At 34.8% G+C, this 12,545-nt stretch carries 9 protein-coding genes; 3 read left to right on the forward strand and 6 right to left on the reverse strand.

Annotated elements, in window-relative coordinates; all coding sequences use genetic code 11:
* Positions 1-52 precede the first annotated feature (52 nt).
* Together miaA and argE are read left to right on the forward strand one after the other, a co-directional pair.
* The gene (gene miaA / locus EYD45_RS15165; RefSeq protein ID WP_130965411.1) at positions 53-967 is read left to right on the forward strand and encodes a tRNA (adenosine(37)-N6)-dimethylallyltransferase MiaA; all 915 of its coding nucleotides are present in this window, start codon (positions 53-55) and stop codon (positions 965-967) included.
* Entirely contained in the window at positions 964-2,139 is a 1,176-nt protein-coding gene (argE, locus tag EYD45_RS15170) for an acetylornithine deacetylase (RefSeq protein WP_130965412.1), read from the forward strand. The genes miaA and argE overlap by 4 nt, the downstream gene beginning before the upstream one ends.
* A gap of 3 nt (positions 2,140-2,142) precedes the next feature.
* Here argE and EYD45_RS15175 read toward each other — a convergent pair whose 3' ends face one another.
* From EYD45_RS15175 to ychF, 6 genes are all read right to left on the reverse strand, one after another.
* Entirely contained in the window at positions 2,143-3,150 is a 1,008-nt protein-coding gene (locus EYD45_RS15175) for an endonuclease/exonuclease/phosphatase family protein (RefSeq protein WP_130965413.1), read from the reverse strand.
* On the reverse strand, positions 3,151-5,796 hold the full coding sequence (locus EYD45_RS15180; protein WP_130965414.1) for a DNA gyrase/topoisomerase IV subunit A: 2,646 nt from the start codon (positions 5,794-5,796) through the stop codon (positions 3,151-3,153).
* 251 nt (positions 5,797-6,047) lie between these two features.
* On the reverse strand, positions 6,048-7,898 hold the full coding sequence (locus EYD45_RS15185) for a DNA topoisomerase IV subunit B (RefSeq protein WP_130965415.1): 1,851 nt from the start codon (positions 7,896-7,898) through the stop codon (positions 6,048-6,050).
* A gap of 280 nt (positions 7,899-8,178) precedes the next feature.
* Positions 8,179-9,084 (reverse strand): DMT family transporter, encoded by a 906-nt coding sequence (locus EYD45_RS15190; RefSeq protein WP_130965416.1) that lies wholly within the window; start codon positions 9,082-9,084, stop codon positions 8,179-8,181.
* Between the two features lie 93 nt (positions 9,085-9,177).
* On the reverse strand, positions 9,178-9,690 hold the full coding sequence (locus tag EYD45_RS15195; protein ID WP_130965418.1) for an SRPBCC family protein: 513 nt from the start codon (positions 9,688-9,690) through the stop codon (positions 9,178-9,180).
* A 77-nt stretch (positions 9,691-9,767) separates the two neighbouring features.
* The gene (ychF, locus tag EYD45_RS15200) at positions 9,768-10,862 is read right to left on the reverse strand and encodes a redox-regulated ATPase YchF (RefSeq protein ID WP_130965420.1); all 1,095 of its coding nucleotides are present in this window, start codon (positions 10,860-10,862) and stop codon (positions 9,768-9,770) included.
* A gap of 190 nt (positions 10,863-11,052) precedes the next feature.
* Between ychF and EYD45_RS15205 the strand changes: the two genes are divergently transcribed.
* A complete protein-coding gene (locus tag EYD45_RS15205; RefSeq protein ID WP_130965422.1) occupies positions 11,053-12,525 on the forward strand; it encodes a carboxypeptidase-like regulatory domain-containing protein in 1,473 nt (490 codons plus the stop codon).
* Positions 12,526-12,545 lie beyond the last annotated feature (20 nt).

Raw genomic sequence — 12,545 nt, forward strand, 5'->3', positions numbered from 1 at the left:
GGTTCAATTTGTTTTTCATAGTACCTTTACTTTTTAATAAAAAATAAGACAAATAGAACAAAAACAGAAATACCTCATCACCATAGTTGGTCCAACAGCAATCGGCAAAACTGCTTTGAGCATAAAGTTGGCACAACACTTTAAAACAGAAATAATTTCTGCAGATTCGCGTCAGTTCTACAAAGAAATGCAAATAGGTACGGCAGCACCCTCGCAACAGGAATTATCTGCGGCTAAGCACCATTTTATACATCATAAATCTATAACAGACAATTACAGTGTTGGCAGTTTTGAAAAAGATGCATTGCAACTTCTAAAAACCTTATTCGAAAAGCATAATACCGTAATTATGGTTGGAGGTTCTGGACTTTATGTTGACGCTGTTGTCAAAGGTTTAGATCATTTTCCAGATATCGATCCTTCTATCAGAAAACAGTTAAATTTTGATTTGGAAACTAAAGGAATATCACATTTGCAAAAACAACTTAAGGCGTTAGATGAAAAAAGCTTTAACACAATTGCAGTGGAAAACCCTCATCGCATTATTCGCGCTTTAGAGGTATCGCTTGGTACAGGCAAACCTTATTCGTCTTTCTTAAATCAAGGTAAGCAACATCGCGATTTTAAAACAATCAGTATTGGTTTAACTGCAGACAGAGAAATAGTTTATCATCGTATCAACCAACGTGTAGATATTATGTTAAAAGAAGGCTTGCTTGACGAGATAAAAGCTTTGATACCTCATAAAGATTTAAACGCTCTAAATACGGTAGGTTACAAAGAGCTTTTTAAATATTTTGAAGGCGAGTGGACTTTAGATTTTGCCATTTCGGAAATAAAGAAAAATACACGGCGCTTTGCAAAACGTCAAGGTACGTGGTTTAGAAAAAATGAAAATACGACTTGGTTTAACTATCGAGATGATATTTCAAAAATTATCACATCCATAGAAATAGAAATGATATGAATACAGAAGATATTTTGGCTAAACTAGTTTCTTTTCCAGTTTTGGGTGGAGAAAGCAACTTATCAATCATCCATTGGATAAGAGAATATATTGAATCCTTTGGGTTTTCCTGTACATTGGTTCCTAATGCTGAAAATACAAAGGCATCATTACATTGCAGAATTGGTCCTTCTGAGGATGGTGGTATTATCTTATCTGGACATACCGATGTTGTTCCCGTTAAAGGTCAAGATTGGGATACTGATCCCTTTGTCTTAACAGATAAAGGGGATGGTAAACTCTATGGACGTGGTGCTTGTGATATGAAAGGGTTTTTAGCATGTTGCTTAAACATGCTTCCAGAGTTAGTAAAAGCAAATCTTAAAAAACCCATCTATTTTGCATTTTCATATGATGAGGAAATCGGTTGTCTATCTGCACCAGAACTAATAAGGCATCTTCAAAATCATTATCCTGAAACGCCAAAATATGCCATTATTGGCGAACCTTCACTTCTACAGCCTATTATTGGGCATAAAGGTATCTGTTTATATACCACAAGAGTAAACGGTTCCGCAGGCCATAGTAGTAGAATAAAGCAGGAAGTAAGTGCGATACATGAAGCGGCGAGATTGGTGCTTTGGTTAGAATCTAAAATGAACGATTTGGTTGCATTTGGAAATACCGACAAGCGTTTTTCCCCGCCACATTCCTCATTGCATACGGGTATAATTCAAGGTGGTATCGCCCCGAATGTAATTGCTGATAAAGCTTATTTCTCATGGGATGCCAGAATGATTCCCGATGACAATTTAGAAGAAGTTGTTAGCGCATTTAAGCAACATTGTAAAACAAGAATCCAGGAACTAAAACCTACATTTCCAGATTTTAAAATTGAAACGGAAGAAATTCATCCACCAGTTACGCCATATGACAGTAAAGCCGATAGTGACGTTGTAAAATTGATGTCAAAAATAAATTCTAATACTAATATTGGTACTGTCGCTTATGCCTCTGAAGCTGGACAATATAATGAAGCCGGTTTACAGAGTATTATCTGTGGTCCTGGATCTATTAAGCAAGCACATAGAGCAAATGAGTTTATTGCTAAACAAGAATTGAAAAATTACGAGCTATTCTTAAGTAATCTCATAACGTTATTTTCTTCGGAAGATGTTATGCTTGAACTATAAATCCTATAGTTTTATTTCTGCCATAATAGGCTCATGATCAGATAAACCAATCTTAAAATTTTTATGACTAATGACTTCTATTTCGTCATCAACTAAAATATGATCTATTTTAAAAGGATAGTTAAACAGCTCATACGTACCACCAAAACCACTACCAGCTTCAACAAATGTATCTTTCTTAGTATCTTTTAAAACAAGATACGCAGAAGAATATTGTGTGCAATTAAAGTCCCCAGTTATAATAATATTTCCTCCAAATCCTTTCATGTGTTCTTTGATCAAATGAGCTTGTTCTATTCTTTTTATTTCAGCATCACAGCTTCTACTAATTAAATTCGTATAACTATTTATGTTATATAATTCGGGCACACTATCCATTCTATTAGATTCAAGATGAATGTTATACAGTCGAACGATTTTCCCATTAAAATCAATATCAACAAACATTGCATTATTTCTGCTATCAAGAAACTCAACATACCCTTCGTTCAAAATTGGATATTTTGAAAATACTGATAACACTGATTTTTGCTTTCTTGTCATCAAATTAGTTTTCACCCAATGGGGATAGTCCTTTCTAAAAAGATGATATTTTATAGCCGAAAATTCTTGAAAGCAAACAACATCAGCATTCTGTTGCTTTATAAACTCTACAATTTTTTTGTCCTTATAGTCAATACCCCTGTGAGCGAAATTAGACCAATTAGCATTATATGATAAAATTGAAACAGAATTTTCTCCTTGTTTTTCATCAGAATAGAAATTGAATTGATAAAAGGAATCAAAAAAGAAAAAAAACAATACAAGGGAAAGGATATTCAAAAATGCATAACGTCTTCTTCTGTACAGCAAAAACAATAACTGCATGAAAGTGACAATAACTAAAAAAGGTAGAGTAATGGAAAAGGGAAAAGACCAGCGCCACTCAAAAAGTATTATCAAGATGCCAGTAATCAGCAAAATAGGAAACAGAATAGCGATTAAAGGTCTGAGCTTTTTAAAAAACTTCATTTAAAACAGTGTAATCTGTCCGTCATCATCCTTTTCTCCATTGGAATCTTCCTCTTCTGCCTTTCTATTTTCATTTGTTTCAGCAGGGACTTCTTTTTCGTCCACAACCTCTAAATCATCCGCATGCACTTCTTCCGGAGCTTCATAAGGCAGAGGATCCAATAAATTGATTTGGTTTACTTTATACTTAGTAAGCTGATTACCTTGGGCATTTACACCTTTTATATCAATAAACTCCTCAAGGTTTACTTCCAAATTATCCCTTCTATCTTTCCCTCGTTCCTTGGCAAAAACAATCTCAGCCATTGGTTTCCAATCGGTAGATACAACCTCTAATTGAGATCCCTGACTATCCGGCACAAAACTTTCTTCTCTACCTTCGTTTTCAATTAAAAAACGCTTTACGTAATACAATTCCTTTTCGCCATTAAAGTAAATTGCTGAAATTGGTTTTTTAGGCACCCATTTTTCAAGTACAATCATATCGCTATCAAAATGCATGGTTACCTCAGGGGTAACTGTTTTTGCTATACCAGATTGATTGATTATAAGCAACTTGTCTTCACCTCTAAATTCCCCAATAAGTTCTCCTCTGCCGTCCACATTGATTCTTTGTACCGTCTCATCAAACCATATCTTACGTGGTTTTAATGTAGATACACCTTTTTCTTTAAGTTCTACACGTTTCACAGGATATTTGGTTACCAAATTCCCTTTTGAAGCCCGTCCCTTAATTAAAATATCAGCAAAATCAATATCCCATTTTAGCTTTTTAATACTGCCAGCTTGTCTTAAATTAATAGAAACTATTTCGGCTTCGCCATTAGGGTTAGCGGAAAAATAGAGGACAACTGACCCTTTATTTCCATTTGTTAAATCGTATTCCCTATCCCTAGTGATGCTAGTAACGGCAAAACGCTTTATATAAGACGGCCCTTTCAGACCATCACGATAAATCATATTGTAAATGGTACGCTTGTCTTTCTTTTTAAAGACTGCAACATGAATAATGTCCTTACCAACAAAAGTTTTAGAATCAACTTTTGTTACCATCATTTTTCCTTCTTTAGTAAATACGATAATATCATCAATATCACTACAATCGCACACATATTCGTTTCTGCGCAAGGACGTTCCCACAAAACCTTCTTCTCTATTTACGTAGAGCTTAGTATTTCTAATAACTACTTTTGTAGCATCAACATCATCAAAGGTTCTAATCTCCGTTTTGCGCTCTCGTCCTTCCCCGTACTCTTTTTTAAGCCTTTGAAAATAGGCGATGGCGTATTCTATTAAATTTGCTAAATGATGCTTCACCTCAGCAATCTGTTCTTCTAGGGCATCAATTTTTTGCTGTGCTTTATCAATATCAAACTTTGAAATCCGTTTGATACGAATTTCAGTCAAGCGCACAATATCATCTTCAGTTACGGCTCTTTTTAGATGTTTGATGTAAGGTTGCAGTCCTTTATCGATAGCCGAAATAACACCTTCCCAGGTTTCCTCTTCCTCAATATCACGGTAAATTCTATTTTCAATAAAGATACGCTCCAAAGAAGCAAAGTGCCATTGCTCTTCAAGCTCACCCAATTTAATTTCTAGCTCTTGCTTTAACAGCTGAACCGTATTGTCCGTAGAGCGACGTAACATTTCAGAAACTCCAATAAACAGTGGTTTATTGTCTTCAATTACGCATCCTAATGGAGAAATGGACGATTCACAACTTGTAAAGGCATACAACGCATCTATAGTTTTATCAGGCGATAATCCTGAAGGCAAATGCACTAAAATTTCAACCTCAGCTGCTGTATTGTCTTCAATCTTTTTTACTTTGATTTTTCCCTTATCATTAGCTTTTAAAATTGAATCAATCAAAGATGATGTAGTAGTACCAAAAGGTAATTCGGTAATTACAAGGGTATTTTTATCTAATTGGGAAATTTTTGCACGAACACGAACTTTTCCTCCTCTATTGCCATCATTATAATTCGAAAAATCTGCTATTCCACCAGTTGGAAAATCTGGTACAATGGTAAACCGTTTGCCTTGTAAATGCTTTACGGAGGCATCAATCAATTCTATGAAATTATGTGGTAATATTTTTGTGGATAAGCCAACGGCAATTCCCTCTCCTCCTTGTGCCAAAAGCAGTGGGAACATTACAGGAAGATTTATGGGTTCTTTTCTTCGCCCATCATAACTGGCTTGCCACTCCGTAATTTTAGGGTTATAAACAACATCCAACGCGAACTTAGACAGGCGCGCTTCAATATAACGTGAAGCAGCAGCACTATCTCCTGTTAAGATATTCCCCCAGTTTCCTTGGGTGTCTATTAATAGGTCTTTCTGACCAATTTGCACCATGGCGTCCGCAATACTTGCATCCCCGTGTGGGTGATATTGCATGGTGTGCCCAACAATGTTTGCCACTTTGTTATAGCGACCATCGTCAAGGTCTTTCATAGAATGCATGATACGGCGCTGCACAGGTTTAAATCCGTCCTCAATGGCAGGAACAGCACGTTCTAGGATAACGTACGACGCATAGTCTAAAAACCAGTCTTTGTACATACCCGTAACACGGGTAATGGTTTCTTGGGGCTCTTCGTTATGTTCGTTATTTAAATCGTCACCTTCTTCAATCATTCAGCACTTTTATTTTTTCGGTTTCCCATTAAGCATTACCCTTCCTCTTCGCTGTAACCTATGCACTTGCTCACTACTTGTATGAATGTGAAAGTGTGCGTACGAACGTTTTCTAAATTCTTTTTCTTTACTATATAACATTTTAGTTTAGTTTTATGTGTGAAACAAATTCTCTTATCTAAAATAAGAATCTCTCGTATCTAAAACAAATTATCACAGCCTATAAATGATGAATTTTATTTAAAAAAACACTATTCAACAACATCCAATTCCACTTTCAAATTATCGATAATAAATTCTTGACGTGTTGGTGTATTTTTACCCATGTAAAAGGACAACAATTCTTCAATGGACATATTATCATCGAGCATTACAGGGTCCAACCTAATGTCGTCTCCAATAAAATGTTTAAACTCATCAGGGGAAATTTCACCAAGTCCTTTAAATCTTGTAATCTCAGGTTTTGGTTTTAGTTTTTCAATCGCCGCAACGCGCTCTTCCTCAGAATAACAATAAATAGTTTCCTTTTTATTTCGAACTCTAAACAGTGGTGTTTGTAAGATATATAAATGTCCTTCTTTAATAATCTCAGGGAAAAATTGCAAAAAGAACGTAATTAACAGCAAACGAATATGCATGCCATCCACATCGGCATCCGTTGCAATCACCACATTATTATATCTCAAATCTTCTAGAGATTCTTCAATATTCAATGCGGCTTGCAGTAGATTAAACTCTTCGTTTTCGTAAACTATCTTTTTACTTAAGCCATAGGAGTTTAATGGTTTACCCTTTAAACTGAAAACCGCTTGGGTATTTACATCTCTTGATTTTGTAATACTCCCAGATGCGGAATCTCCCTCTGTAATAAAAAGTGTGGTTTCTAAGTTTCTTTCGTTCTTGGTATCTCCAAAATGCACACGGCAATCACGCAATTTTTTATTATGAAGGCTGGCTTTCTTAGCTCTGTCCCTTGCTAATTTTCTTATGCCTGAAAGTTCCTTTCGCTCTCGCTCTGCTTGAAGAATTTTACGTTGTAATTTTTCGGCAGTTTCAGGATTCTTATGAAAATAGTTATCCAGTTTCGTTTTTACAAAGTCATTGATGTAAGTCCTTACCGTTGGGTAATCCCCTCCCATATCTGTGGAACCTAATTTCGTTTTGGTCTGACTTTCAAAAACGGGCTCCATTACCTTGATCGCAATTGCACTAACAATGGATTTTCTTATGTCTGAAGCATCAAAGTTTTTACCATAAAACTCTCTTACCGTTTTTACAACAGCTTCCCGAAACGCATTTAAATGCGTACCGCCTTGTGTAGTGTTCTGTCCGTTTACAAAACTATTGTACTCCTCGCTATATTGGGTTTTACTGTGCGTAAGTGCTATTTCTATATCATCACCATGTAAATGGATGATTGGGTAAAGTAAATCAGATTCAGCAATTTTTTCAGCAAGAAGATCCTTCAATCCATTTTCACTAAAATATTTTTCACCATTAAAAACTATGGTTAGTCCAGGATTAAGGTACACATAGTTCTTCAACATTTTTACTACATATTCGCTACGGTATTTATAGTTTTTAAAAATGGATTCATCAGGGATAAACGACACTTTCGTCCCTTTTCGTCTTGTAGTATCGTCAAGTAATTCTTGATTGGTAAGATTGCCTTGTTCAAATTCTGCAGCAGCGGATTTTCCGTCTCTATTGGATTCAACCCTGAAATAATTAGATAATGCATTTACTGCTTTAGTACCAACACCATTCAATCCAACTGACTTTTTAAAAGCTTTGGAATCATACTTCCCACCTGTATTCATTTTGGAAACTACATCAACCACCTTTCCTAAAGGAATACCACGACCATAATCACGAACGATAACCTTACTGCCTTGGATGGAAATTTCAATGGTTTTTCCCGCTCCCATAACAAACTCATCAATGGAGTTGTCTAACACCTCTTTTAAAAGGATGTAAATACCGTCATCTGGCGAAGACCCATCACCTAGTTTTCCAATATACATTCCAGGACGCATACGGATATGCTCTTTCCAATCTAGTGAACGTATATTATCTTCGGTATACTTGGTTTGTTCTGCCATAAATAAGGGTATAATACCAATTGTCACTTGAAATTACCGTAATAAAACGCCCTTTTTTCCTTTCTATTTCATTAAAAAAAGAAACCGTAACTAAGGCTATGCTTTATTTTTGTAATTCATATAAAGAAAAAAATCATCATTTTCTTTTACGGCAATTTCAAGTGACAATTGGTATAAGTTTTGTGATAGCACGCTAATATAGCATAACATATCAAAATATAAAACAGTGACGAAACAAAGTAATTAACAATAAAATTGCAATATTGTTGAGAACATTTCCCTATGTTTTACTTGACTTATGGAGTGATATGAATAAAACTCCTAAGACAACAATCAAAGCGCCAAATAATTGAAGGATAGTAAGGCGTTCTTCTAAAAAAATTACCGCCAAAATTATCGTAGAAATAGGCCCTACCCCAGCAACTACCGCAAAGTTTGATGAACTAATCATTTTAATTGAAGTAGAAACTAAAAACGAAGGTACAACTGTAGCAAAAACAGCAATTAAAAATCCGAGAAAATACACCTCCCATGGTAAATTTAATATATCTGTTTTATTTACCAAGGCATAATGAATAAATACACATATACAAGATACAACCATGGCATAGGATGTAAATTTCATTATACCAAATTTGGGAATTAACCAACCGCTACCAACCAAATAAGAGGCGTACGCAATAGCACTTAATAGAATAAAAGAACCTCCTAGAAGCGTACCTTCACCTGAAATATTTACCTCATCCCAAAAGGCTATAACAATACCCAAATACGTTAAGGTAATAGCTATTATTTGCGGTGTAGTGATGTTTTGTTTTAAAAAAAACCTGTTCAGCAATAACACAATTGTTGGATATAAAAAAAGAATAATACGCTCTAAACTGGCTTTAATATAAGTGAGACCTATAAAGTCGAAATAACTTGCCAAATAATAACCAACAAAACCAAAAAAAATGAGCCATAAATAATCTTTCGAACTAGTATGTATTGATGTGTTTTGGTGTCGATATAAATAAGCGATGATGATGTAAATCGGGAAAGAAAACGACATTCTAAGCAATAAAACACTAATAGCATCAACATCAAACTTATATGCAAGCTTTACCATCACCGCTTTTGATGAAAATAAAACCACGCCTAAAACACCAGTACCAATACCTAACCAGAAGTTCTTTTTTGAATTCATAAAACGAAGTTAAAAAGGTCGCTATTTTATGAATTTGCGTATTGATAGAAAATACGACGTTCAGCTTTATAAAAACATCACATTCTCAACTTACTAAAGTTGAAGTACATTGCCTGTTTTTACTAATTTATCGGAAGTATTATTTTTTTCTGCAAACAATACTTCTGCTTTATTCTTAATTACCGCATTTCTGGTCTTTAATAGCTTAAGCATATAGCGTTTAAGAAACAATGTATTGGCGGCATGCCCTAAAATACCAAGAGGTGACTCAAAATAAAACTTATCAATCATGATAGTACCGCTATCTTTCTCTTTGAAAATATGCTCATGTCGAAAAGATTTAAAGGCCCCAAAAACCATTTCATCCACAAAAAAGATAGGACTTTCAAATTCAGTTATTCTAGAAGTTAAGTGCTGAACAAAACCAAAATGTTTTGCTTCCCAACTCACCCATTCACCAAGTTCTATTAAACCTGTAATTTTACCTGCTATGGCTATTTCACCAGTGTGTTTTAAAGATTCTTTGTGAATATCAATGTCTCTGGCGACATCAAAACAAGTTTGTATATCGCATTCTATGTGCGTTTCAATCTCAATTAAAGGCATATTGCAAGATCTATAATAAACTTCTGTCGTGAAATAATTAAAATCTTACAATGTTGGTGAAAAAATTAAAAAAATAACTACACATTAAACAAGAAATGCATCACATCACCATCCTTAACAATATAATTCTTGCCCTCAACGCGCATTTTACCGGCTTCTTTAACTTTAGCTTCGCTTCCATAAGACACATAATCATCATAAGCGATAACCTCGGCGCGAATAAACCCTTTTTCGAAATCGGTATGAATTACACCTGCCGCTTGTGGCGCGGTGGCACCTATATCAACGGTCCAAGCACGTACTTCCTTAACTCCTGCAGTAAAATAGGTTTGTTGATTCAACAATTTATAAGCCCCTCGAATTAATTTAGCTGAACCAGGTTCGTCCAAACCAATGTCTTGCAAAAACATTTGGCGCTCTTCATAATCGTCCAACTCGTTAATATCCGCTTCAGTTCCAACAGCTAAAACCAAAACCTCAGCATTTTCATCCTTAACAGTCTCTTTAACTTTTTCAACATAGGCATTACCAGAAACAGCAGCACCCTCATCAACATTGCACACATACATCACGGCCTTATCGGTAATAAACTGTAAAGGTTTTACAAATTCATCATAATCTTCTTCACTAAATTCAACAGCTCTAATAGACGTACCAGATTCCAAAGCCTCTTTTATTTTCAGCAAAACAGCCTCTTCTTTTTGCGCTTCTTTGTTTCCCGTTTTTGCGGCACGCTTTACCTTATCCAACTTCTTTTCAGCAGTCTCCAAATCTTTCAACTGCAATTCCATATCAATGGTTTCCTTGTCACGAATCGGGTCTACACTACCGTCAACATGCACAATATTATCGTTATCAAAACATCTTAACACATGAAGAATCGCATCTGTTTCCCTAATATTTGCTAAAAATTGGTTTCCCAATCCCTCACCTTTACTGGCGCCTTTTACCAATCCTGCAATATCTACAATTTCAACAGTTGCCGGAATCACTTTTTCTGGATTTACCAAGCTTTCCAGTTTTTCCAATCTTGGATCGGGTACGTTTACCACGCCAATATTTGGTTCAATGGTACAAAACGGAAAGTTTGCACTTTGCGCCTTAGCATTTGATAAACAATTAAATAAAGTGGATTTTCCAACATTGGGTAAGCCTACAATACCTGCTTTCATAATTACTGTGATTTTTGCGAATGCAAATGTAATTAATAAAACAGAAAAACGGCCGTAGAATTTTAAGATGAATTTAGCAAAAACACTGTATTAGCATTAATTAAACGTTAAAACCGTTTTTTAAGGCATAAATGCCCTGTAACATTATTTATTTTGGCTCGTTGAATAGGCAAAACCATCAATCAGCAAAATGAAAATCAAATTTACATTGCTATTATTTCTGTTTAGTTTTTCTATAGTTGCACAGAGTGTCACGGCAAGACTTATTGACAAATCATCACAAAAACCCATTCCCTATGCCAATATTAAAACAGGAGAATATGCTGGGGTGATTTCAAACGATGAAGGTTTTTTTACCATTTCTTCTGAAGATGACTCCAAATCCATCATCATTTCTTGTATGGGTTATGAAAATAAAACGCTTACTGTAAAGGATATTAAAGCACTTAACTTCGTTATTGAATTGCAACAGGCCATTAATCAACTAGATGAAGTTTTTATTAGCAATAAAGCACCAAATGCCGATTCTATTATTGCTAGAGTGAAAGCAAAACTTGCCGATAATTATAATATTGATTTACAGCAATACCATATGTTTAAACGTACCACAGACTACGTGGATTTTAAAAGTTTAGAATTTGAAATTGATAAAGCATCAAACGTTAAAAAAAGACAATTAGAAGGTGTAAACAATAGTTTAACTGCTTTGGCTAATCAAGTAAAAAACAGCAATATGGTGCAATTTTCAGATTTTAAAGGCAAAGTATTTTCCTTAAATAAAGACAGTATTAAACTTGAGGTTGAAAAAGCTACAGAGTTATTAGATACTAAAAACAGTTTCTCTATTGATAACATCCAAGAGAAAATGCAAAACATCATACTTACCTATCTGGATACTACCAAAACGTATAAACTAAAAACCGGACTGTTTAAAATTGAAGATTCATTGGCCTTAAATGATGAGGATTTTAAAGAAAATGATAAAAACGAATACACGGTATCCTATTTAAACAATGAAACCAAGTCTTTATTGAAGCGTGCACAGTTTTACGACAATGCATTTTTAAGCAAGATATTAGATAACGATTTATACGAATATAACTTTGAGGATATGGGCTATAACAATGGCGAACTTACCTATATTATTTCCTATATACCAAGAAAAGGTAAAGCCAAATACACTGGGAAGCTTTATGTTGTAGATGATATCTATGCCATTACAAGGGCAGATTATGGCTATTACAAAAGAAGACGCGGGCAAAAATTTAATCTACGTTTACTTTTAGGTGTAAAATACATTGAAAATGTAAGTGAGGGCACCATTATTTTTGAAAAAGACAGTAGCAGTCTATATCATCCAAAATATATAAAGCGCACCTACGGCAGTTATTTTTATGTGAGCAGGCCTTTAAAGTTTATTGAAAATAGCAGTGAACGCAACAAAGTAGCTTTTGATTTTACAATGGAAGGTGATAATAGAACTAAAGAAGAGCTTTTAATTACCAAGCACAATAGCATAACTTTTTTAGACTTTCAGGCTGAAAAACAAGTTGAAAAAATCCCATTCATAAAGTTGAGTAAGTACCAGAACACCATTTGGGACAGTGAAGGTGTTTTAGAACCGTCTTTGGAGATGAAGGCTTTTGAGGGTTCTGAAAAATAAACCGAAGTTGAAATTTGTTA

Source organism: Hyunsoonleella flava (genome assembly GCF_004310325.1).
Lineage (GTDB): Bacteria > Bacteroidota > Bacteroidia > Flavobacteriales > Flavobacteriaceae > Jejuia > Jejuia flava.

Coding starts and splice junctions, on each gene's coding strand:
- ychF (WP_130965420.1), bottom strand. CDS start 10,862: ATGAAAGCAGGTATTGTAGGCTTACCCAATGTTGGAAAATCCACTTTA.
- EYD45_RS15190 (WP_130965416.1), bottom strand. CDS start 9,084: ATGAATTCAAAAAAGAACTTCTGGTTAGGTATTGGTACTGGTGTTTTA.
- EYD45_RS15180 (WP_130965414.1), bottom strand. CDS start 5,796: ATGATTGAAGAAGGTGACGATTTAAATAACGAACATAACGAAGAGCCC.
- argE (WP_130965412.1), top strand. CDS start 964: ATGAATACAGAAGATATTTTGGCTAAACTAGTTTCTTTTCCAGTTTTG.
- EYD45_RS15185 (WP_130965415.1), bottom strand. CDS start 7,898: ATGGCAGAACAAACCAAGTATACCGAAGATAATATACGTTCACTAGAT.
- EYD45_RS15205 (WP_130965422.1), top strand. CDS start 11,053: ATGAAAATCAAATTTACATTGCTATTATTTCTGTTTAGTTTTTCTATA.
- EYD45_RS15195 (WP_130965418.1), bottom strand. CDS start 9,690: ATGCCTTTAATTGAGATTGAAACGCACATAGAATGCGATATACAAACT.
- EYD45_RS15175 (WP_130965413.1), bottom strand. CDS start 3,150: ATGAAGTTTTTTAAAAAGCTCAGACCTTTAATCGCTATTCTGTTTCCT.